The organism is Mesorhizobium sp. M0051, assembly GCF_040323235.1.
In the GTDB taxonomy this organism is placed as follows: Bacteria; Pseudomonadota; Alphaproteobacteria; order Rhizobiales; family Rhizobiaceae; genus Mesorhizobium.
On record NZ_JAMYUT010000004.1, the window covers coordinates 245,837 to 267,480 of the forward strand.

Genomic DNA, 21,644 nt, shown 5'->3' on the forward strand with positions numbered 1-21,644 from the left:
ATGTTTTTGGATGAAGCATGATGATCTTGTCCGAAAACCGTTTTCCACTTTGCTGGATCATGCCTGTTGGATGAAGCATGATCTCTGGACGAACGGAACCGTTCGTCCGAGAAAACCGGTTTCCACTTTTCGGGATCATGCTTCGGCCGGCAGCGTCACGACAAAGCGCGCGCCCTTGATCTCGCCGGGTTTGGTGCCGGGGATGTTCTCGGCGGTCAAGGTGCCGCCATGGGCCTCGACGATCTGCCTGGATATCGACAGGCCAAGGCCTGAATTCTGGCCGAACGCCTCGCCGGCCGGCCGGTCGGTGTAGAACCGTTCGAAGATGCGGTCGATGTTGTCGGCGCGGATGCCGGGACCATTGTCGTCGACCGTGATGATGTTGAACTTGCCGGCGCGTGCCAACGACAGGCCGATGTGACCATGGTCCTCGGGAACGAAGGAGCGAGCGTTCTCGATCAGGTTGGTGATCACCTGGCCGATGCGCAGGTCATGCCCGACGACGAAATAGCCTTTGACGCCCTGCGGCAGTTTGGCGATCTTGAACTCGATCTCGACCGCCTTCTTGTTGCGCGTGGCTTCACGCGAAACGACGACGAGATCGGTGATAAATTTCTTCAAGTCGACGGTCCCGGCATCTTCGCGCGCGAGCTCCGCATCAAGACGGGAGGCATCGGAAATATCGGTGATGAGCCGGTCCAGCCGCCTGACATCGTGCTGGATCACGTCCATCAGCCTGCCGCGCGAATCGTCGTTCTTGGCCAGCGGCAAGGTTTCCACCGCGCTGCGCAGCGACGTCAGCGGGTTCTTCAATTCATGCGACACGTCGGCCGCAAAGCTTTCGATCGCCTCGATGCGGGCGTAGAGAGCCTTGGTCATGTCGCGTATCGCGATCGAGAGATTGCCGATCTCGTCCTGGCGGTCGGAAAAGTCGGGGATTTCCTCACGGCTCTTGACGCCGCGCCGCACCCGCACCGCCGCCGCCGACAGCCGGCGCAGCGGATTGGCTATGGTGGAGGCGAGCAGCATCGACAGGATGGCGGTGACCAAGGCCGCGATGCCGAAGACGCGCAGGATCGCCTTGCGCTCTGCGGCGACGATCTTGTCGATGTCGCCGCCTTCAGTCGACAGCATCAGAACGCCGAGAACCGCTCGGAAGCGCTGGATGGGCACCGCCACGGAAACGATCTGCTCACCCTGTTCCGATATGCGCACGATGGTCGACGGGCTGCCGGTGAGCGCCTTGACCACCTCCGGGAAGGCGGCGCCATTGCCGCCCGGCTGCTCGTGATAGACCGGCAGCTCGGTGTTGCGGAAGAAGTCGAAGACGAATTTCTGGATGCGCTCGAGCAGATCGGGCTGTTCCTCTTCCACCGGCGGCAGGTCGTAGCGCAGGATTTGGCCGCGCGAATAGAGATGGCGTGAATCGAGCAGCAGATTGGCGTCGCGGTCATAGATGCGGGCGCGGGTCCGGGTCGGCGAGATCAGCCTTCTCAGCACCGGCGCGACACGTTCCGGGTTGATCGGGAAGTCGAGATTGTCGAGTTGGTCGGAGCCCGGTCCAAGGCTTTCGCCGGCCTGCAGCTCAAGCAGCTTTTCCGGGTCGATGCTGATCGAATCCGTCTCGACCGTCGCCGACGCCGCGATCGCGCCGGCGATGATCTCGCCCTGCGTCATCAGGCTTTCGACGCGGGCGTCGATCAGCCCGTCGCGGAAGGTGTTGAGATAGAGAATGCCGGTCACCAGGACGGCAAGGCCGGCAAGGTTGAGGAAGAGGATACGTCGCGTCAGGCTGGAAAAGATATGATGGCCGAGGAAGCGGCGCATCGGGACCGTGATCTTCGACACGAAGGACGGCATGATCCGCGACGGCCGCCTCGAGGCGCCCGCCGGTCTGCTTCGCTGTGCCTCGACTGCCATCGAATAGCAGCTCCCGCCTAGTCTCTAGTTAGATGCATGTCGTCATCCCAAACCGGGACCACTTTTGGGCGACATGAAATACCTTGCTCTGGTGCATGTCGTCACCCCAAAAACCGGGACCACTTTTGGGCGACATGCACCTTACGCCTCGCGGAACCGGTATCCGACTCCGTAAAGGGTTTCGATCATCTCGAAGTCGTCGTCGACGGCCTTGAATTTCTTGCGCAGCCGCTTGATGTGGCTGTCGATGGTGCGGTCGTCGACATAGACCTGTTCATCATAGGCCGAATCCATCAGCGCATCACGGCTTTTTACGACGCCGGGACGCTGCGCCAGCGAATGCAGGATCAGGAACTCGGTGACGGTGAGCGTCACCGGCTCGCCCTTCCAGGTGCAGGTGTGGCGCTCCTGGTCCATGACGAGCTGACCGCGTTCGAGCGAGCGGGCTTGCTGGCTGGGTGTCTTGGCGGCGGCCTCGCGGGCACTGGCACGGCGCAGCACGGCGCGCACCCGCTCGACCAGCAGACGCTGCGAGAACGGTTTGCGGATGAAATCGTCGGCGCCCATCTTGAGGCCGAACAATTCATCGATCTCGTCGTCCTTGGAGGTCAGGAAGATCACCGGGAGGTCGGACTTCTGGCGCATCCGGCGCAGCAGTTCCATGCCGTCCATGCGCGGCATCTTGATGTCGAGGATGGCAAGGTTAGGCGGGCGTGCCGCCAATCCCTCCAGCGCTGACGCACCATCCGTATAGGTCTCGACGCGATACCCCTCGGATTCGAGCGCGATCGACACCGATGTCAGAATGTTGCGGTCGTCATCGACAAGCGCGATTGTTGCCATTTCAAGCGGCTCCCTCATGAGCTGTCCCTTCTTTCGTAGAGAAGGGGCTTTTGCAGGACAAATTAGGTACAAAATGTGGCATACGCCTTGCCCGCTGTCACGCGCGGCATGCCGGCGGCCACAATCCTACCTCGATATGGATTGGACGAACGTACATCGCCAATCCTTTGGGCAACCGCCGAACTTTTTGCACATATAAACGATTTAAACAACTTTCAAAATTTTTAAATCGATTAATGATTTGATATCATTCGGCTTTTCTGTTTCTGAGCATTTCAGTCCGCGGTGCGGGCTTGTCGGAAACACGCCGGCAAAGATGCGGCAAATCCAAGAAGGGACACCCATGTCGGAAGTCGGCAAACGCAATCCTGCCTGCGCTATCGATCATATCGGCCTGAAAACCACCGGCGTGGTGCGCTATAATTTCGGTGCGGCAGCCCTTTATGAGGAATCGATCCGACGCGGCGAAGCCAGGCTGACCGCGCACGGCGCGCTGCTCGCCGAGACCGGCCAGCACACCGGCCGCTCGCCCAAGGATAAATTCGTCGTCCGCGACGGCGCCACCGAGCCGCACATCTGGTGGGACAACAACAAGGCGATCTCGCCGGCCCAGTTCGACGCGTTGCTTGCCGATTTCCAGGCGCACGCCGCCGACAAGGATATTTACGTCCAGGATCTGGTTGGCGGCGCCGATGAAGAGCTGAAGCTGCCCACCAGGGTCATCACCGAGTTTGCATGGCACTCGCTGTTCATCCGCAATCTGCTCATCCGGCCGAATGCCGCCGAGCTCGAGCATTTCGTACCGGACATGACCATCATCGACCTGCCGTCCTTCCGTGCCGATCCAGCCCGCCACGGCAGCCGTACCGAAACGGTGATCGCCGTCGACCTCACGCGCAAGATCGTGCTGATCGGCGGCACCTCCTATGCCGGCGAGATGAAGAAGTCGGTGTTCACCATGCTCAACTATCTGCTGCCGGCGAAAGGCGTGATGCCGATGCATTGCTCTGCCAATGAGGGCGCGGCCGGCGATGCAGCCATCTTCTTCGGCCTGTCGGGCACCGGCAAGACGACGCTCTCGGCCGATCCCTCGCGCACGCTGATCGGCGACGACGAGCATGGCTGGGGGCCGCATGGCATCTTCAATTTCGAAGGCGGCTGCTACGCCAAGACGATCAAGCTGTCGTCGGAAGCCGAGCCGGAAATATTTGCCACCACGCAGCGCTTCGGCACCGTGCTGGAAAATGTCGTGCTCGATGTCGACGGCGTGCCGGATTTCAACGACGGGAGGCTCACCGAAAACACGCGCTGCGCCTATCCGCTGGACTTCATCCCCAACGCCAGCAAGACGGGACGCGCCAACCACCCCAACAACATCATCATGCTGACCGCCGACGCCTTCGGCGTGATGCCGCCGATCGCGCGGCTGAGCCCGGCGCAGGCGATGTATCATTTCCTCTCCGGTTACACCGCCAAGGTGGCCGGAACCGAAAAGGGCGTGACCGAGCCCGAGGCGACGTTTTCCACCTGTTTCGGCGCGCCGTTCATGCCGCGCCATCCATCCGAATACGGCAACCTGCTGCGCGAGCTGATCGCCCGCCATGGCGCCGATTGCTGGCTGGTCAACACCGGCTGGACCGGCGGCGCCTACGGTACCGGCAAGCGCATGCCGATCAAGGCGACGCGGGCCTTGCTTGCCGCCGCACTCGACGGCTCGCTGAAGACGGCCGAGTTCCGCACCGACCCTCATTTCGGTTTCGAGGTGCCGGTGGCGGTTCGCGGCGTCGACAGCGCCATTCTCGACCCGCGCTCGACCTGGGCTGACAAGGCCGGCTATGACCTGCAGGCGGCAAGACTGGTCGGCATGTTCGCCGTCAACTTCGAGAAATTCGAACGCCATGTCGACGCCGTGGTGCTGGGCGCCGCGCCGCGCATGCAGGAAGCGGCGGAGTAACCACGCCATCGGACTAAGCCGTCGTTGAAAGGCCCGGTCTCGATCGGGCCTTTTCTTTTTTGATCCGCCGCGCCATGACTGCGGCATGGCGAGCGACGACAACATCATCATTGCCGACGATGCGGTGATCTACCCGGGCGACCTGCACGAGGACTTCATCCGTTCGTCCGGTCCAGGCGGCCAGAACGTCAACAAGGTGGCGACGGCGGTGCAGCTGCGCTTCGATGCGGCCAACGCAACGGGCCTGTCGGAGCGCGTGCGCGAGCGCACGATCAAGCTTGCCGGCCAGCGTGCCACCAAGGACGGCGTCATCGTCATCGAGGCAGGCCGCTTCCGCACCCAGGAACAGAACCGGGCGGACGCACGGGCACGACTCACGGCGCTGGTCGCCAAGGCCGCCGAACCGCCACCGCCGCCGCGCAAGAAGACGCGGCCGTCGAAGGGTGCGGTGGAGCGGCGGCTGAAGAGCAAGGCCGGACGCGGCACGATCAAGAAACTGCGCGGCCGGGTGGAGAATGATTAAGCACTACACACCCAATGGCGAGCACACAAAACAACTTCCAATTTCGAACCGCAAATGACATGAGCGGCGACTTTCAGGTCGCCGTTTTCATTTGGCGATGGCATGCTTGACTTTTGACGAACGGATCTAGCGACCAAGCCTATGCTCGTCCTGCCCAAAGGCGTCCGCCACATGCCAGCTTACCTGTCACGCAGCGTGCAGGAAGCGCTGGTCGATGAGGTGAGAAGCATCGTGCAGCAGGCGCCGCTATTCGTGCCAGCCATGCCGCGCACCGGCAAGGAGATGAGCGTGCGCATGACCAATTGCGGCCCGCTCGGCTGGGTTACCGACAAGGAGCAAGGCTACCGCTACCAGCCGACGCATCCAGTGACCGGAGCGCCATGGCCGCCAATCCCGAACAGCCTGCTCGAGCTGTGGCGGCAGGTCTCGGGCTATCCGCATCCGCCGGAAGCGTGCCTGGTCAATTTCTACACTCCAGAGGCAAAGATGGGCCTGCACCAGGACCGCGACGAGGCCGATTTTTCGGCGCCGGTGGTTTCCGTCTCGCTCGGCGACGATTGCCTGTTCAGGGTTGGCCAAGTGACGCGCGAGGGCGGCACAAAGTCGTTTCGACTGAAAAGCGGCGATGTCGTGGTGCTCGGCGGCGAAGGCCGCCTGTGCTTCCACGGCGTCGACCGGATCTATCCCTCGACTTCGGCGCTGCTGAAAAATGGCGGCCGCATCAATCTGACGCTGAGGCGGGTGACGAAGCCGGCCGTCACAGCTTCCTGAGCGCCACTTCCTCGACCCGGTGGTCGGCGCCCTTGCGCAGGATGAGGTCGGCGCGGGCCCGCGTCGGCAGGATGTTCTCGCGCAGGTTCTTCAGGTTGATGTTGGTCCACAGACCTTCGGCGATGGCGCGCGCCGAACCCTCCGAGAGCTGCGAATAGCGGTGAAAGAAGGACTCCGGGTTGCGGAAAGCGGTCTCACGCAGCCGCATGAAGCGGGAGATGTACCAATTGTGGATCAGCTTCTCGTCGGCATCGATATAGATGGCGAAGTCGAAGAAATCCGACAGGAAGGGCACGATCTTGCCGTCCTGCGGCAGCTTGCCGGGCTGCAGGACATTGATACCTTCGAAGATCAGGATGTCAGGCCGATCGATGGTGACGAACTCGCCGGGAATGACGTCATAGGTCAGATGCGAATAGACCGGCGCGCGGACATCGGGCAGCGCCGACTTGATCCCCGAGAGGAAGCGCAGCAGCGCGCCGACATCGTAGCTGTCCGGAAATCCCTTGCGTTCCATCAGGTTCTCGCGGCGCAGGACCTCGTTGGGAAGCAGGAAGCCGTCGGTGGTGATAAGGTCGACCTTGGGGCTCGACGGCCAACGCGCCAACAGCTCCTTCAACACGCGCGCCGTGGTCGATTTGCCGACCGCGACGGAACCGGCAATGCCGATGATAAAAGGCGTCTTGACGATGTCCACCGCGTTGAAAAAGGCCTGGCGTTGCCTGAACAGCAGCTGGCTCGCCTCGACATGCGCGGACAAGAGCCGCGACAACGACAGATAGATGCGCTTGACCTCTTCGAGGTCGATCGGGTCGTTGAGCGAGCGCAGGCGGCGGAATTCGTCCGCGCTTAGCGTCAATGGCGTGTCGGCGCGGAATTGCGACCATTGCTCGGCGGAGAAGAAGCGAAAGGGGGAATATTTCTCGGTTGGCGCGAGCTGATCCATCGAGATACCTGCCTTCCTCGCGGTCAGCCCTTGGGCCGTGACGCCTTCTCGGCGATGCCCGAATGCCCGGTGCGGCGTTCGAGTTCCCTAAGCACGTCGCTCAGCGGAACCCCGGAGAGGCCGAGAACGACGAGCCAATGATATACAAGATCGGCGCTTTCCGAAACGAGGGCCTGTTTATCGCCCTTGACGGCGGCAATGACGGTCTCGACCGCTTCTTCGCCAAGCTTCTGCGCCGCCTTGTCGATGCCGCGCGCAAACAGGTTTGCAGTCCAGGAGTCCGGATCACCGGAATGGGCGCGTTCCCCAACGATTTTTTCCAGATCGGATAGCGAAAACTCGGTCATGACCGTCATCTATCTGCTTGTTTCAGCATGATCTTTTTGCCGAAAACCGGTTCCCACTTTTCGGGATCATGCTTTAGGACCGATTGCCAAGCGAGTCCAGCCGCATCGGCAGCCCCGCAGCGGCCATATGCGCCTTGGCCTGCGCTATCGTATAGGTGCCGAAATGGAAGATGGAGGCCGCCAGCACCGCGCCGGCATGGCCATCGCGAATGCCTTCGACCATGTGATCGAGCGTGCCGACACCGCCGGAAGCGATGACCGGCGCCCGCACCGCGTCGGCAATGGCGCGGGTCAGCGCGATGTCGTAGCCGGCCTTGGTGCCGTCCCGATCCATCGAGGTCAGCAGGATCTCGCCGGCGCCGCGATCGACCATTTTTCGCGCGAACTCGACCGCATCGATGCCGGTCTTCTCTCGCCCGCCATGGGTGAAGATCTCCCAGCGATCGGCCTCGCCGGCGCCCGACACTTTCTTGGCATCGATGGCGACGACGATGCACTGGTTGCCGAACTTGTCGGCCGCCTCGGCGACGAAATCCGGGTTCTTCACCGCCGCCGTGTTGATCGACACCTTGTCGGCGCCGGCCAGCAGCAGCTTCCTGATATCGGCGACCTGGCGCACGCCGCCGCCGACGGTCAGCGGCATGAAGCATTGTTCGGCGGTGCGTGCGATGACGTCGAAGATAGTCTCGCGATTGTCCGACGAAGCGGTGATGTCGAGAAAGCAGAGCTCGTCGGCGCCGGCGGCGTCATAGGCTTTGGCCGCCTCGACCGGATCGCCGGCGTCGATCAGATCGACGAAGTTGACGCCCTTGACGACGCGACCGTTCTTGACGTCGAGGCAGGGGATGACACGGGCTTTCAGCATCAGCGGCCCTCTATCGTGGCGATGAGATCGTTGAGCAACTGACCGACCAGCGGCGGGACATCGCCCTGCGCGTCGAAGGCCGGATCATAGGCGGAAACAGTGATGCCGACGACCGGCACAGCAAGTGCCGCGGCGCAAGCCGCGTCGCGCAACTGTTCCGGGCTCGGCCCGCCGGAACTGACGTAGCGGTTGGCCTGCAGCTGCTTGGGGTCATGCACGTCGAGGTCGAGATGCATGTGCACGCGTCTGGCACCGGCGACCTTCAGTCTTTCGGTCGCCTGGGCCACTCCCGGACATTCCGTCCGGATGATCGGCAATGTCTCGAGGAGCTGCTTTTCCGCGGCATCGAGATCGCGTGCGTTGATGAGCACGCAGCGGGACGGATCGATCGGCTTGAAGCCGGGAATGGCCGCCGCCATCGGGCGCCAGCACAGGCCCAGAACAGTGGCCAGCGCCATGCCGTCGAGAAAGCCATACATGGATGTCTCGGGCGTGTTGAGGTCACCATGCTGGTCGGCCCAGATGATCGCATCGGCGTCCTCACCGGCGACCGCGCCAGCGCTGGTCAGGCAGTTTCCGGCAAGAACGATGGGAAAACGACCGGCGTCACGGGCAAAGCGAACCTCGGCGGCAACCGCGTTGCAGACGGCAAAGCCGGTGGCGATCTCGCGCTCCTGAATGTCTCCGACCTTGCCGATGTCTTCCACGGCAACATCGTGGCCAGCTATGGTCAGCGCGTCCACGAGACCGCCCGATATCAGCGAATCCGGACCTTGGCCCATGCCGCCATGGTAGTGGCCGCTGTCATAAGAGGCCAGAATGATGGAGATTTTCACGACCGCGTCTCCGCCGCAGGCCGGCCTTTCAGGATCGCCAGCGCCTCGGTCGGATCGATGCGGCCATCATAGAGCGCGCGGCCGGAGATCGCGCCCTCGAGCTTTTTCGCGTCGGGCATGGTCATGCGCACGATGTCCGCGATCGAGGCGAGGCCGCCGGAAGCGATGACCGGGATCGACACGGCGTCGGCAAGGTCGATGGTGGCATCCCAGTTGATGCCGGTCAGAACGCCGTCGCGGTCGATGTCGGTGTAGATGATGGCGGCGACGCCGGCGCCCTCGAACTTCTTCGCCAGTTCGATGACGCCGAGGCTCGACGCCTCGGCCCAGCCTTCCACGGCAACCTTGCCGCCCTTGGCATCGATGCCGACGGCCACCTTGCCGGGGAAAGCCATGCAGGCCTGCTTGACCAGGCCGGGGTCACGCACCGCCACCGTGCCGAGGATGACGCGGGCCAGCCCGCGATCGAGCCAGTCCTCGATCTGCGCCAGCGTGCGGATGCCGCCGCCGAGCTGGACCGGATTCTTCGTCGCCTTGAGGATGGCGCCGACCGCCGCGCTGTTGACGCTCTGGCCCTGGAACGCGCCATTGAGGTCGACGACGTGCAGCCATTCGAAGCCCTGTTTTTCGAAGGCCTTGGCCTGGGCCGCCGGATCGTCATTGTAGATGGTCGCGGTGGCCATGTCGCCGTGCTTGAGGCGCACGCATTGGCCGTCCTTGAGGTCGATGGCTGGGAAAAGGATCATCCGTTCAGGCGCCTTCAACGATGACGAAATGGCCTGATGAGGCGGCAAGCCGAAACTTCGAGGCGTGCTGATACTCCGGCGAATGATAGCATTCGACCGCCTTGTCGTAGGACTCGAACTCGACCAGCACGTGACGGTTGCCGGTCGGTCCTTCGGGGCTCTCGTAACGACCGGCCCGCACTGGGAATTTCGCGCCGTATTTCGCGAAGGCGACGGCATTCGCCTCGATGTACTGCTTGTACACATCGGGATCGCGGACATCGATCATCGCCATCCAGTAGCCCTTCTTACTCATGGTGTTTCAGGGCCTCCAGCGTAGGAAATTCGTGATCAGTGCCAGGCCCAGCGCCTGGCTCTTTTCAGGATGGAACTGCGTACCGACGAGATTGTCACGGGCGACCGTGGCCGTCACCGGGCCGCCATAGTCGGCGACCGCCAGGACCTCGTCCGCTTGGCGCGCATCAAGATGGTAGGAATGGACGAAATAGGCATGCAGCCCGTCCGGCCCGGTCGGAATGCCGGCAAACAGCGGATGCCGGCGTTTGAGGTCGATCGTGTTCCAGCCGATCTGCGGGATCTTCAATGCCGGATCGGCCGGCCTGATCTCCTTGACGTCGCCTGATATCCAGCCGAAGCCGTTGGTGACAATCTTTTCCAAGCCGCGCTGCGACATCAGCTGCATGCCGACGCAGATGCCCAGGAAAGGCCGGCCCTTGGCAATCGCGACCTCCTCGACCGCCTCCCACATGCCTTCGACGGCATGCAAGCCAGCCGCGCAGTCGGCATAAGCGCCGACGCCGGGCAGGACGATGCGATCGGCCGTGCGCACCCTCTCCGCATCGGCGGTCAGGTCGATGTCCGCGGATATGGCGGCTTCACGCGCGGCGCGCTCGAAAGCCTTGGTGGCAGAGCGCAGATTGCCCGAGCCGTAATCGATGATGGCAACGCGCATGTCAGCGTCTTCCCGGAATATGGGTCAGCCCCAGCGCGATGCCCGGCTGCGATGGCCGCGCCAGGGCAGCGTCCGGGACCATGCGCGGTCCCGGTGCGGGCTGATCGGAAAGCGCTTCCGCCTCGAGCGCATAGCGCGTGTCGGCGTCATCGAGCCATCCGGCCTCGACCACGCCCCATTCGTGCCAGCCGCGCCGGCGAAGTGCCGATATGCGCAGCCCCTGCCCTTCCAGTCCGACATACAGCGAAACCAGCAGCGACAGCAGCGATGCGGCCGGGCCAAGGCCGAGCTTTTGGCCAAGCATAGAAAGCAGGCCCATGACCACGAAGGCAAGGGCTGCCTCGATCCACAGCCGATGCCAGGCGAACCAGAGTGGCGGCACCAGAAAACCCAGCCAGGTGAAGCCGTCGCGGACAAAGGCCGTTGTATCGGCCCTCTCGCTGCGGCCGGGCGGTTCCATGACGACATAGGCGGTCATGACGCTATCCCTTCAAAGATCCCTTGGTGGAGGGTACCGCGTCCGGCTGGCGCGGGTCGCGTTCAAGTGCCGTGCGCAGCGCACGCGCCACCGCCTTGAAGCAGGTCTCGGCGATGTGGTGGTTGTTGGCGCCGTAATGATTGGTGACATGCAGCGTGATGCCGGCATTCTGCGCCAGCGCCTGGAAGAACTCGCGCACCAGTTCGGTGTCGAACGTGCCGATCTTAGGCGACGAGAAGGAAACGTTCCAGACCAGGAAGGGACGGCCGGACACGTCGATCGCCGCACGCGTCAGCGTCTCGTCCATGGCAAGGTCGATCGAGGCATAGCGCATGATGCCGCGCCGTTCGCCGAGTGCCTTGGCCAGCGCCTGGCCGAGCGCGATGCCGGTATCCTCGACCGTGTGGTGGTCGTCGATGTGCAGGTCGCCCTTGGCCTTGACCGTCATGTCGATCAGCGAGTGGCGGGAAAGCTGGTCCAGCATATGGTCGAAGAAGCCGACGCCCGTCGAAATGTCTGATTTGCCCGAACCGTCGACATGGACCGATACCGCGATATCGGTTTCCTTGGTCTTGCGGCTGGCTTCGGCGGAACGGGGCGACATGACCTTGTCCTTGTCCCAGGGTTTTCATGCGTTCCAAGCCTTCACCGGCTTGAAAACGAGAGCCTTCTAGCAGCATGATCCGGCGATTGCCAGTTGCCATCCCGGTCGGGTATCGAGCGGTTTGCAATCACCGGGCCCATGCATACATATGGCCGATCAAGTCACTCGTACGCGCCAATCGCCTATTGGGATAGCGCTGCTCGGAGCCAGGAAATGTCGAATGAACTGACCATGCACGCCACGACCATCGTGACGGTGCGCAAGGGCAACAAGGTGGTGATCGCCGGCGATGGCCAGGTCAGCCTTGGCCAGACCATCATGAAGGGCAACGCCAAAAAGGTGCGCCGCATCGGCAAGAGCGGCAATGTGATCGCCGGTTTCGCCGGCGCCACGGCGGACGCCTTCACCCTTCTGGAGCGGCTTGAAGCCAAGCTCGAACAATATCCCGACCAGCTGACGCGCGCCTGCGTCGAACTCGCCAAGGACTGGCGCACCGACCGCTATCTGCGCCGGCTGGAAGCGATGATGCTGGTTGCCGACAAGTCGGTCTCGCTGGCGCTGACCGGCACCGGCGACGTGCTCGAGCCCGAACATGGCGTCATGGCCATCGGTTCTGGCGGCAATTTCGCGCTGGCCGCGGCGCGCGCCCTGATGGACAGCGACAAGGACGCCGAGGAGATCGCCCGCAAGGCGATGCAGATCGCATCCGATATCTGCGTCTACACCAACAACAATTTCGTCATCGAAACGCTCGATGCCGGCTGACCCGGCCGCCGACCATGATCCCGAAAAGTGGAGACCGGTTTTCGGGAAAGATCATGGTTGAACAAGAAGATAGATATGATTTTCGGCCGGTGACCGAGAAAGACCTGCCGATGATCGCCGGCTGGCTCGCCGAGCCGCATGTGGCAGAGTGGTGGGACGATCCCGAAACGGAAATCGCCGAGATTCGCGATCATATCGACTCGATTTCCGTCGAGCCGCTGATCGTCGAACTCCACGGCAAGCCGATCGCCTATCTGCAGAGCTACGACCCGCATCTGGAAGACGACCACCCCTATGCCGACCAGCCTTACGGAACGCTCGGCATCGACCTGTCGATCGGCCGGCCGGAGCTGCTCGGGCTCGGCCATGGCTCGGCAATCGTGCGCCAGTTCGTCGAACAGCTGTTCGAGGAAGGCGTGCCGCGCGTCATCATAGACCCGGATCCCGCCAACGGGCGGGCTATCCGCGCTTATGAAAAGGCTGGCTTTGTTGCCTTTGACACCAGAATATCGGAATACGGGCCAGCATTGATGATGGCGCGCGACGCGCCACAGGAGCCCGATTGATCCGCGCGGAAACACTCGACAAGGCGATCGCCGCGGGTCTGATTTCGCAGACGCTGCGGGATCAACTTGAGGCCATGGAGCGCGCGGGCGCGGCTGGGGCCCAGCGCGCCGATGATGAGGGTGACGAGGAAAACCTGCGACTGGTCGGCGGCGGCAATGATCTCTTCATCACCGTGGGGACTGTTCTGCTCAACGCCGGTATTTTCTTCGTCCTCATCACCATGCTTCCTGGTCAGACGTTCTGGATTGCCGGCATTCTTGCGGTTTTCGCCTGGGCACTCGCCGAAATTGTCACGCGCCAGCACCGGATGAAATTGTCTTCTTCCGTGCTTGCCCTGATCTTCATGGTCGCCATCCTGGTCGCGCTGGCGCTGGGGGTTAGGGCCAGCTTTGACATCCGCATGCCGGAGACCATCTGGCAGCTATTGGCGTTGCGCCAAACGGCTTCCCGGGCCGGATATCTGTTTCTCGGCGGGGGAATAGCGGCGGCGGTGATCTATTTCTGGCGCTTTCGCGTCCCCGTCCTTGCCGGGGTCATCGCCATCGCCTTCACCCTACTTGCTTTCCTGCAAACGGCGATAGTCCTGTACGACGGCGTGACGACAGGCGCGGTTGCGCCGCCAAGCCTCGAGGATGTTCCCGAATTGCTCCGCGCGGCACTCTACATGCCGCTGATCTGCGGCCTGATCGTATTCTCGACGGCCGTGGCTTTCGACATCCACGACCGAGATCGACGCAAAATCTGGTCCGATTGTGCGTTCTGGCTGCATGTCGTATCGGCGCCCATGCTGGTGCATCCGCTCTTTATCATGGCAACTGGCCAGAACGTCGCATTCGGACATATCGCGCCCGATGCCAATGCGACCATCATGCTGACGATCCTGATCCTTGGCTTCGTTTATGTTGCGCTCGCCATAGACCGCCGTTCGCTGTTGGTTCCCACATTGGCCTATTTCGGCTCGCTGGGCATCTACTATCTGGTCAACTCCGCCTCCCATTCGACTGGCATTCCGCCTTTTGCCTTGATCTTGGTCGTTGTCGGCGCGTTGATCGTCCTTTTCGGGGCGGGCTGGCAGCGTATCCGGCGAATTGTCGTCAAGCCTACTTTGCCGGCGGCCGTAATCCGCTGGCTGCCGCCGCTGAAGGCGTAGCGGGCTGTGATGACCGAAGAGCACGATGGGCATGAGGGGGAATGACGGCATGAAAGCATCCGGCGAGGACAAAGACCTCTCGGCCTACGAAAACAGTTGGCGGATGGGGGTTCTCATCGTGCTTGGGCTGATCATCGTCCAGGCCGTCACGCTCTATTTGATGGGACGGACACCGATCTGCACCTGCGGCTACGTCAAGCTCTGGCATGGAATCGTGCAGAGTTCGGAGAATTCCCAGCATATTTCCGACTGGTACACGCCATCGCATTTCATCCACGGCTTCCTGTTCTATGCCTTGGCGCGCTTCCTGTTTCCGCGCTCACCGATCGGCCTGAGGCTGGCATTCGCCGTTTTCATCGAAGGCGGCTGGGAACTGGTCGAGAACAGCCCGTTCATCATCGACCGCTACCGCGCCGGCACCATTTCTCTCGACTATTACGGCGACAGCATCATCAATTCGGTCTCGGACACACTGGCCATGGTGCTGGGATTTGTGATGGCACGAACGCTACCTATATGGGTGATCGTCAGCCTCGCCGTCATCTTCGAACTGGGTACCGGCTATCTGATCCGGGACAATCTGACACTCAACGTGATCATGCTGCTGCATCCGTTAGAGGCCATCAAGCAGTGGCAAAGTGGAATTTAGTCATATGAGCACATTTTCTCCCCGCGAAATCGTTTCGGAACTCGACCGCTTCATCATCGGCCAGAAGGACGCCAAGCGCGCCGTGGCCATCGCCCTGCGCAACCGCTGGCGCCGCCAGCAGCTGGAAGGCCAGATGCGCGAAGAGGTGATGCCGAAGAACATCCTGATGATCGGGCCGACGGGCGTCGGCAAGACCGAGATCTCGCGCCGCCTGGCGCGGCTGGCCGGTGCGCCTTTCGTCAAGGTCGAGGCGACCAAGTTCACCGAAGTCGGCTATGTCGGCCGTGACGTCGAGCAGATCATCCGAGACCTGGTCGAGATCGCCATCGGCCTGGTGCGCGAGAAGATGCGCGAGGACGTCAAGGCGCGCGCCCACATCAACGCCGAGGAACGGGTGCTGGAATCGCTTGTCGGCAAGACAGCGAGCCCGGCGACGCGTGATAGCTTTCGCAAGAAGCTGCGCGACGGTGAGCTCGATGACAAGGAGATCGAGATCGAAGTCGCCGACACCGGCACTGGCGGCATGCCCGGCTTCGAGATTCCCGGCATGCCGGGCGCCAATATCGGCGTGCTCAACATCAACGACATGCTGTCGAAGGCGATGGGCGGCAAGAAGACCAAGTCGCGCAAGACGACGGTCAAGGAATCCTACGCGCTGCTGGTCAACGATGAGTCCGACAAGCTGCTCGACCAGGATGAGGTGGTGCGCCGGGCGCTCGATGCGACCGAAAATGACGGCATCGTCTTCCTCGACGAGATCGACAAGATCGCGTCGCGTGAAGGCGGCATGGGCGCTGGAGTTTCTCGCGAAGGCGTGCAGCGCGACCTGCTGCCGCTGATCGAGGGCACGACGGTGGCGACCAAATACGGACCGTTGAAGACCGACCACATCCTGTTCATCGCCTCGGGTGCGTTCCATGTGTCGAAGCCGTCCGACCTGTTGCCGGAATTGCAGGGCCGCCTGCCGATCCGCGTCGAGCTGCGGGCGCTGGAGAAGGACGATTTCGTCCGCATCCTGACCGAGACCGAGGCCAGCCTGATCAAGCAGTATATCGCGCTGATGAAGACGGAAGGCGTCGACCTGACCTTCACCGACGACGCCATCGATTCGCTGGCCGGCATCGCCGTCGACCTCAACGCCAGCGTTGAGAACATCGGCGCAAGGCGGCTGCAGACGGTGATGGAGCGAGTGCTGGATGACATCTCCTATGACGCGCCGGACCGCAACGGCACGAGCGTCACAATCGACGCCGCCTATGTGGAAAAGCATGTCGGCGATCTGTCGCGAAACACAGATTTGTCGCGATTCATCCTTTAAACGACGGCGCCGGGGTCATTCCGGCGCCGGTCCGGACGACACGGTTCCGGCAAACAGTTTGGGGTGTGGCCAGATGGTACCATCTGGCCATCTTTCGTAGTGCTGGGCGAAGGGGTGCTCTCGACTCGATCAAGAGCTTTACCTAGTTTGCGCGGCATTCTCGATCTCTTGGTTGACGCAATTCCGGGCGGAAACCCGTTTCACACTTTTCCTGGAATTGCTTGGGCGGCGGCGCATGAAAAAACTGATCCTGCTCATTCTCGGCTTGACGCTGGCGGCGACGCTGTTCGCCACTGAAGCGGCGACATTGGTGCCGGCGGGAAACCGTAATGCCGTACAGCCGGACATTCCCGGCGCTTCAAGCCGGCGCACGCAGGCGACCAACACCACCTTCCAGGCGAAGTACCGCAAGGTCTACGCCCTGCTGCAGAACGACGCCGACCTGCGCGGCAAGATCAAGAAGGCAGCAGCCACCTACGGCATTGATCCGATGCACATCGTCGGCGCCATCGTCGGCGAGCACACCTACAATGTCGACGCTTACGACCGGCTGCAGACTTATTACGTCAAGGCGATCTCTTACCTGTCGAGCAAGCTGTCCTTCGCTTATGACGGCGAGGACGTCACTGATTTCGTGCAGCGGCCGGAATTCAAGAAATGCGCCGGCGTCTCGGACAGCTATGATCTGTGGGAATGCCGTGAGCAGGTGTGGAACCATTCGTTTCGCGGCAAGAGCGTCGGCGGGACAAGCTTTCCAGACGACCGCTTCGGCGCCACCTTCTTCCAGCCCTATTATGCCGGCCAGACCTTCGGCCTCGGCCAGCTCAATCCGCTGACCGCCTTGCAGATGAGCGATCTCGTGCACAGGGTTTCGGGCCTGCCGAAGCTCGACGTCGCCGACCCCAATTCGGTCTACAAGACCATCATGGATCCCGACCTGACGCTGCCTTACGTCGCCGCGACGATCAAAAAATCGATCGACGCCTACAAGAGCATTGCCGGCTTCGATATTTCGGGCAATCCGGGGCTGACCGCCACGCTCTACAATGTCGGCAATCCGGAGCAGCGCGCCTACGCGCTGAAGGCGGAGAACGACAGGCGCCGCGCCGCCGGCGAGCCGGAGAAGCTGCCGGAGGAGAACTATTACGGCTGGCTGGTCAACGACAAGCTGCCGGAGCTGAAGGCACTGTTTTAGGGCCTCGGCCCTCCATTCTTCGCAAGCTCAAGCCGCCAGCAACGACTTCAGCTTGACGGTTTGCGATCCCAGCGCTTCCGGCGTCGGCTTCGCCCGCTTGGCGATCAGCATTTCGGCCAGCCGGATGTCGCGGGCGACCGTGTTGCCGGGACCGATGCCGCTGGCCGCCACCAGCCTGCCATCCTCGGCCAGGTGGAAGAGGATGAAGGCGCCATCGCCGAGGTCGCGGCGCACAGTGCTGCGGCCCTCGTCCGAGAGGCCCGCGATCTGCAGGGACAGACCATATTGATCCGACCAGAACCACGGCACCGCTGCGTGCACCTCGCCGGCGCCCAGCATGTTCCTCGCCGCCAGCGCGCCCTGCTCCTGGGCGTTGCGCCAGGCTTCCAGCCGCACGCGGCGACCGCCATAGACCGCGAGCGGAAACGAGCAGCAATCGCCGGCGGCAAAGATATCGGGATCGCTGCTGCGCAGCTCGGCATCGACAGCGATGCCATTGTCGATCATCAGGCCGGCTTCGGCCGCAAGCCCGGTCACCGGCACGGCGCCTATGCCGATGACGGCGAGATCGGCTGATATGTCCTGTCCGCCGGCAAGCGCAATGCGCACCTCGTTGCCATCGTCGGCAATGGACACGATGCCGTCGCCGCACAGGATCTTCACGCCTTCGGCGACATGCGCATCATGAATGATCTGGGCGATCTCGGCCGGTACGCCGCGCATCAGTATGCGCGGCTGCGCCTCGATGACGGTGACCGACGCTCCGAGCTTGCGTGCCGCGGCGGCGAGTTCGAGGCCTATGAAGCCGCCGCCGATGATGGCGATACGATTGCCTGCCTTGAGATGCGCGCGAATGGCGAGCGCATCGACGAAGGTGCGGAGATAAACGCAGCGCCGACCCAGTCCCGCCATCGGCAGCTTGCGCGGCGTCGAACCGGTCGCCAGCAGGAGCTTGTCATAAGGCAGGACCGAACCGTCCGACAGGCGCACCATATGCGCCGCGCGATCGATCGCCACGGCCTGAACGGAATGGATATGCCGGATCGATTTCTCGGCCAGAATTGCGTCGCTGGCGATCGCCTTGATCTCGGGCGCGTCGCTGGCCATCGCGTCCTTCGACAGCGGCGGGCGTTCGTAGGGCAGATGCGGCTCGTCGCCGACCAGCGTCACAGGCCCCTCATAACCGAGATCGCGCAGTGCCAAAGCTGCTCGCCCACCGCATTCGCCGGCGCCGACAATGACCATTCCCCGCGCCATATCGGTCATCCGACCTGGATCAGGACTTTGCCGGCATCGACCTTGACCGGATAGGTTTTCAGGTTGACGCAGACCGGCGCGCCGCGGGCGTCACCCGTCTTGTAATTGAAGCGGCCATTGTGCTTGGGGCATTCGATGATGTCGTCCATCACCAGCCCGTCGGCCAAATGTGCCTTCTCATGCGTGCAATAGCCGTCGGTGGCGAAGTACTCGTCATCCGGGCTGCGATAGATGGCGAAGGTGCGTCCGCCATGATCGAAGCGCATCACATCCTCCTCGTCGATGTCGCCGGTGTCACAGGCCTCGACCCAGTCGCTCATAGATTCCTCCTCAACAATCGGGGCTCGCCTGGAAATCCGGATGACCGAACGATCATTCCGCCGCGACCGCGACGGCATCGTTGTGGAATTCCTCGCGGTATGGCCTGGCGGTCGGCGGCAGCTCGCGCTTGAGGAAATAGTCCTCGTTGCGCAATTGGCGCAGGAAGACCGGGATCATCTCGTGGTAGCCGGCCAGGATCGACGGTGTCGGCGCCGGCAGATCGTGCTTGATCAGTTCGTGCAGCTTCGGCAGCGCATGATAGGGCACCATCGGGAACATGTGATGCTCGACATGGTAGTTCATGTTCCAGTAGATGAAGCGGCTGATCGGGTTCATGTAGACGGTGCGGCTGTTGAGCCGGTGGTCGGTGACATTGTCGGCCAGGCCGCCATGCTGCAGAAGGCCGACCATAACGTGATGCCAGGCCCCATAGAGCCTGGGCAGGCCGATCAGCATCAGCGGCAGAAACGAGCCGGTGTAGAACGCCAACACAGTGGTCGCGGCATAGGTCGACGTCCAGATGCGGGCGACGCGGATCGCCCTTGGCTGCTCCTGCTCGGGAATGAAGGTCTTTTCCGCGGCGCTGATGTTGCCGGCGGCGTTGCGCAGCATGTCGCTCATCGCATGCCAGGCGTCGAGCACACCGACGAACCCCAGGACGACGCGGACCAGGTCCGGCGGTCGCATGACCGAGATTTCCGGGTCGCGGCCGACGATGATGGTGTCGGTATGATGGCGCGTGTGGCTCCAGCGCCAGGTCACCGGATTGCGCATGATCATGAAGCAGGCGATCTGGTAGACCGCATCATTCATCCACTGCGTCCGGAACGCGGTGCCATGGCCGCACTCGTGCCAGCGTGAATCCGTCGAGGAGCCGTAGAGAACGCCGTAGACGAAGAAGAACGGCACGCACCACCATGTGCCCCAGAACCAGGCACCGCCGGCGCCGCTGACGATCAGGGCAGCGAGCCAGATGATGGTATCGCGGATCGCCGGCCCGTCGGAGCGCTGCATCAGCTCCTTTATCTGCTTGCGCGGAATCTCGGTGTGATACCATTCGGCCGCCGACAGCCCGGTCTCGACGGCGAGCTTGGCGTCGCGGCCGATCAGGCTGTAGTCACGCCGGGACGGCGCAGCATGCATGGTTGCCTCCCTCGGCGAGGCACTCGTCGGAACGAACGCCCGAAATCCATTTGGCTTCGAGCCTGAAAAATAGTGCCAGATCATGATAGACTCAACATCATAAAGATAGTTTCTATCATTTCCCATCAGAATGGTGTAGGAAGCCTCAGGCGATCCAATGAGGCAAGCATGGCGAAACGGCCCACCATCACCGATCTGGCGCGCGTCTCGGGCGTCAGTGTCGCCACCGTCGACCGCGTGCTGAACAACCGGCTGCCGGTGCGCGAGGAGACCGCGCGCCGCGTCTACGAGGCCGCTACCGATATCGGCTATCACGCCGCCGGACTTATCAAGCAGCGCATGCGCCAGGAATTGCCGGAATACCGGCTGGGCTTCCTGCTGCTACGGGGCAATGATGCCTTCTACGGTGACTTCGCGCGGGAACTCGAACTGGCCATCTCGCAATCGCAGCGCTTCCGTGGCGTTGCGACCATCGACTTCGCCAGTTCCCTGGCTCCCGACGAGATCGCATCCCAGATGCGCAGGCTGGCGGCAAAATCGCGGGCTATCGCCGTTGTCGGCCCGGACCATCCGACCCTGACAGCGGTCGTGGAAACCTTGAAGGCGAGAGGCCAGCCGGTCTTTTCGGTGCTGTCCGACTTTGCCGCCGGCATCCGGGAGGGCTATATCGGCCTCGACAACCGCAAGGTCGGGCGCACCGCCGCATGGATGATCTCCAAGGCAGCGAAGGAACCCGGCAAGGTCGCCCTCTTCGTCGGCAGCCACCGCTTCCACGGCCACGAGCTGCGCGAGATCGGCTTTCGCTCCTTCTTCCGCGAGCATGCGCCGGACTTCAGCGTGCTTGAAACGCTGGTCAATCTGGAAGCCAACCAGGTGACCCATGATGCGATGATCGATCTTCTGGCGTGTTATCCGGATCTTGTCGGCTGCTACGTCGCCGGCGGGGGCATGGAAGGTGCGGTGTCGGCGCTGCGCGCAGCAAAGCCCGCGAACATGCCGGTGGTCGTTTGCAACGAGATCAACGCCGAATCGCGCGCGGCACTCGCCGACAACATCCTCACCATGGTGATCTCGACGCCGCTCGCCGCTCTATGTCGTGAGCTTGTCGACCTGATGGCGCATGCCATCGAAACCGGCGCCGCCAACGCTCCAGGCCAGACCTTCCTGCCCTTTGACATCTATCTGCCGGAAAACATCTAGCTGCCGCCGCGCGAGCCGCCGAGGCAAATGATAGAATCCATCAGGGCGATGCGCAAATAGGCCCGCAGGCCGCTGAATTGCCCTTGACGCCCCGATGTGAAATGGAATAAATATTTCATCAGCTACGTATTTTGGTCCTTTCGTTCCGGACATCTGTTTCAAAACTGGGAGCCTGGCGTTCCCCTAGGAAAACGCCATCCGGAACAGAAAAGGCCGTGGGAGAGATTCCCCGGGGAGATCGGGGATTCCGGATAAATCGGTGAAACCGGACACCAATATGTGGAGGAGAAACAC

Annotated in this window: 24 protein-coding genes; 10 read left to right on the forward strand and 14 right to left on the reverse strand. The window is 62.3% G+C overall.

Features of this window, described 5'->3' with window-relative positions:
- Positions 1-135: 135 nt before the first annotated feature.
- Positions 136-1,920: a sensor histidine kinase gene (locus NKJ90_RS06580; RefSeq protein WP_352485833.1), complete on the reverse strand. Its 1,785-nt coding sequence runs from the start codon at positions 1,918-1,920 to the stop codon at positions 136-138.
- A gap of 141 nt (positions 1,921-2,061) precedes the next feature.
- Positions 2,062-2,763, reverse strand: coding sequence for a response regulator transcription factor (locus NKJ90_RS06585; RefSeq protein ID WP_013528337.1), 702 nt, complete (start codon positions 2,761-2,763; stop codon positions 2,062-2,064).
- 343 nt (positions 2,764-3,106) lie between these two features.
- On the opposite strand from NKJ90_RS06585, the gene NKJ90_RS06590 reads away from it, so the two are divergent.
- From NKJ90_RS06590 to NKJ90_RS06600, 3 genes are all read left to right on the forward strand, one after another.
- On the forward strand, positions 3,107-4,717 hold the full coding sequence (locus NKJ90_RS06590) for a phosphoenolpyruvate carboxykinase (RefSeq protein WP_023761131.1): 1,611 nt from the start codon (positions 3,107-3,109) through the stop codon (positions 4,715-4,717).
- Positions 4,718-4,802: 85 nt separating this feature from the next.
- Positions 4,803-5,240, forward strand: coding sequence for an alternative ribosome rescue aminoacyl-tRNA hydrolase ArfB (gene arfB, locus NKJ90_RS06595; RefSeq protein WP_023761130.1), 438 nt, complete (start codon positions 4,803-4,805; stop codon positions 5,238-5,240).
- A gap of 141 nt (positions 5,241-5,381) precedes the next feature.
- On the forward strand, positions 5,382-6,011 hold the full coding sequence (locus NKJ90_RS06600; protein WP_352485835.1) for an alpha-ketoglutarate-dependent dioxygenase AlkB family protein: 630 nt from the start codon (positions 5,382-5,384) through the stop codon (positions 6,009-6,011).
- Here the strand turns inward: NKJ90_RS06600 and coaA are convergent.
- From coaA to hisB, 9 genes are all read right to left on the reverse strand, one after another.
- Positions 5,998-6,957, reverse strand: a complete 960-nt coding sequence (gene coaA / locus NKJ90_RS06605; protein WP_023761128.1) for a type I pantothenate kinase — start codon at positions 6,955-6,957, stop codon at positions 5,998-6,000. The two genes, NKJ90_RS06600 and coaA, sit on opposite strands and share 14 nt — an antisense overlap.
- A gap of 23 nt (positions 6,958-6,980) precedes the next feature.
- Entirely contained in the window at positions 6,981-7,304 is a 324-nt protein-coding gene (locus NKJ90_RS06610; RefSeq protein WP_023761127.1) for a phosphoribosyl-ATP diphosphatase, read from the reverse strand.
- 73 nt (positions 7,305-7,377) lie between these two features.
- Positions 7,378-8,172 carry an imidazole glycerol phosphate synthase subunit HisF gene (hisF, locus tag NKJ90_RS06615; RefSeq protein WP_023761126.1) on the reverse strand — a complete coding sequence of 265 codons (795 nt, stop codon included), beginning with the start codon at positions 8,170-8,172 and terminating at the stop codon, positions 7,378-7,380.
- Entirely contained in the window at positions 8,169-9,005 is an 837-nt protein-coding gene (locus NKJ90_RS06620) for an arginase family protein (RefSeq protein WP_352485837.1), read from the reverse strand. The genes hisF and NKJ90_RS06620 overlap by 4 nt, the downstream gene beginning before the upstream one ends.
- Entirely contained in the window at positions 9,002-9,751 is a 750-nt protein-coding gene (gene hisA, locus NKJ90_RS06625) for a 1-(5-phosphoribosyl)-5-[(5-phosphoribosylamino)methylideneamino]imidazole-4-carboxamide isomerase (RefSeq protein WP_023761124.1), read from the reverse strand. The genes NKJ90_RS06620 and hisA overlap by 4 nt, the downstream gene beginning before the upstream one ends.
- 4 nt (positions 9,752-9,755) lie before the next feature.
- On the reverse strand, positions 9,756-10,046 hold the full coding sequence (locus NKJ90_RS06630; protein WP_023761123.1) for a DUF1330 domain-containing protein: 291 nt from the start codon (positions 10,044-10,046) through the stop codon (positions 9,756-9,758).
- A 6-nt stretch (positions 10,047-10,052) separates the two neighbouring features.
- Positions 10,053-10,703: an imidazole glycerol phosphate synthase subunit HisH gene (hisH, locus tag NKJ90_RS06635; protein WP_352485839.1), complete on the reverse strand. Its 651-nt coding sequence runs from the start codon at positions 10,701-10,703 to the stop codon at positions 10,053-10,055.
- A gap of 1 nt (position 10,704) precedes the next feature.
- Complete coding sequence (locus NKJ90_RS06640) at positions 10,705-11,181, reverse strand: DUF2628 domain-containing protein (RefSeq protein WP_023761121.1); 477 nt, start codon at positions 11,179-11,181, stop codon at positions 10,705-10,707.
- Positions 11,182-11,185: 4 nt separating this feature from the next.
- A complete protein-coding gene (gene hisB, locus NKJ90_RS06645) occupies positions 11,186-11,785 on the reverse strand; it encodes an imidazoleglycerol-phosphate dehydratase HisB (protein WP_023761120.1) in 600 nt (199 codons plus the stop codon).
- Positions 11,786-11,998: 213 nt separating this feature from the next.
- Between hisB and hslV the strand changes: the two genes are divergently transcribed.
- The 6 genes from hslV (at position 11,999) to NKJ90_RS06675 (ending at position 17,429) form a co-directional block, all read left to right on the forward strand.
- Positions 11,999-12,550 carry an ATP-dependent protease subunit HslV gene (gene hslV, locus NKJ90_RS06650; protein ID WP_023761119.1) on the forward strand — a complete coding sequence of 184 codons (552 nt, stop codon included), beginning with the start codon at positions 11,999-12,001 and terminating at the stop codon, positions 12,548-12,550.
- Between the two features lie 53 nt (positions 12,551-12,603).
- Positions 12,604-13,116 carry a GNAT family N-acetyltransferase gene (locus tag NKJ90_RS06655; RefSeq protein ID WP_023761118.1) on the forward strand — a complete coding sequence of 171 codons (513 nt, stop codon included), beginning with the start codon at positions 12,604-12,606 and terminating at the stop codon, positions 13,114-13,116.
- Positions 13,113-14,267, forward strand: coding sequence for a hypothetical protein (locus NKJ90_RS06660; RefSeq protein WP_023761117.1), 1,155 nt, complete (start codon positions 13,113-13,115; stop codon positions 14,265-14,267). Before NKJ90_RS06655 ends, NKJ90_RS06660 begins: the two co-directional genes overlap by 4 nt.
- A gap of 49 nt (positions 14,268-14,316) precedes the next feature.
- Entirely contained in the window at positions 14,317-14,916 is a 600-nt protein-coding gene (locus NKJ90_RS06665) for a DUF2585 domain-containing protein (protein WP_023761116.1), read from the forward strand.
- A gap of 4 nt (positions 14,917-14,920) precedes the next feature.
- Entirely contained in the window at positions 14,921-16,234 is a 1,314-nt protein-coding gene (hslU, locus tag NKJ90_RS06670; RefSeq protein WP_023761115.1) for an ATP-dependent protease ATPase subunit HslU, read from the forward strand.
- 235 nt (positions 16,235-16,469) lie between these two features.
- On the forward strand, positions 16,470-17,429 hold the full coding sequence (locus NKJ90_RS06675; protein ID WP_023761114.1) for a DUF1402 family protein: 960 nt from the start codon (positions 16,470-16,472) through the stop codon (positions 17,427-17,429).
- A gap of 27 nt (positions 17,430-17,456) precedes the next feature.
- Here the strand turns inward: NKJ90_RS06675 and NKJ90_RS06680 are convergent, their stop codons facing one another.
- Genes NKJ90_RS06680 through NKJ90_RS06690 form a run of 3 tightly spaced genes read right to left on the reverse strand, consistent with a single transcriptional unit; the run spans position 17,457 to position 20,150 of the window.
- A complete protein-coding gene (locus NKJ90_RS06680) occupies positions 17,457-18,695 on the reverse strand; it encodes an NAD(P)/FAD-dependent oxidoreductase (protein WP_031260720.1) in 1,239 nt (412 codons plus the stop codon).
- Positions 18,692-19,006, reverse strand: a complete 315-nt coding sequence (locus tag NKJ90_RS06685) for a MocE family 2Fe-2S type ferredoxin (protein ID WP_023761112.1) — start codon at positions 19,004-19,006, stop codon at positions 18,692-18,694. The genes NKJ90_RS06680 and NKJ90_RS06685 overlap by 4 nt, the downstream gene beginning before the upstream one ends.
- A 52-nt stretch (positions 19,007-19,058) precedes the next feature.
- Complete coding sequence (locus tag NKJ90_RS06690; protein ID WP_023761111.1) at positions 19,059-20,150, reverse strand: fatty acid desaturase family protein; 1,092 nt, start codon at positions 20,148-20,150, stop codon at positions 19,059-19,061.
- 168 nt (positions 20,151-20,318) lie between these two features.
- Here NKJ90_RS06690 and NKJ90_RS06695 point away from each other — a divergent pair, with 168 nt between their 5' ends.
- Positions 20,319-21,350 carry a LacI family DNA-binding transcriptional regulator gene (locus tag NKJ90_RS06695; protein ID WP_023761110.1) on the forward strand — a complete coding sequence of 344 codons (1,032 nt, stop codon included), beginning with the start codon at positions 20,319-20,321 and terminating at the stop codon, positions 21,348-21,350.
- Positions 21,351-21,644: the final 294 nt, after the last annotated feature.